Here is a 379-nt window from a genome sequence, read left to right as displayed (position 1 = left end):
GTGGTTCCGGCGCGTCATTCCGCGAGTATTTCGGTGAAGCTGATGCAGGAGATGGCCGTAGCAACCGTAATTGGCCCAATCCTCACCGGAATTGACCAATCCATCCAGATTTGCTCAACAGTTTCCACATCGAGTGACATTCTAAACATGGCGATACTTGCTGCCTGTAATGAGAAAAAATGACGGTCTTTAATCTAGGATCCATAAACGCGGATCACGTTTATTCAGTACCGCATTTGCCATTACCTGTGGAAACTTTGGCGGCGACGGGTTTTTCGATTGGCTTGGGCGGAAAGGGCACAAACCAGTCCGTTGCCGCAGCGCGAGCTGGTTCGGATGTTTTTCATATTTGTGCTGTAGGCCCCGATGGTGTTTGGGC

At 50.4% G+C, this 379-nt stretch carries 2 protein-coding genes; both read left to right on the top strand.

Annotation, left to right across the window (positions count from 1 at the left end):
• Nucleotides 1-183 (top strand): phosphate acyltransferase (locus AB9F29_RS21425; RefSeq protein ID WP_369757194.1); only part of this gene is annotated, 183 nt, incomplete at its 5' end.
• The coding region (locus AB9F29_RS21420) for a PfkB family carbohydrate kinase (protein ID WP_369757193.1) at nt 180-379 on the top strand (200 nt) is incomplete at its 3' end. The genes AB9F29_RS21425 and AB9F29_RS21420, both read left to right, overlap by 4 nt.

Source organism: Falsihalocynthiibacter sp. S25ZX9 (assembly GCF_041205405.1).
GTDB lineage: Bacteria > Pseudomonadota > Alphaproteobacteria > Rhodobacterales > Rhodobacteraceae > Falsihalocynthiibacter > Falsihalocynthiibacter arcticus.
The sequence above is the reverse complement of the archived record's forward strand: the minus strand, read 5'-3'. Positions and strand labels throughout refer to the sequence as shown.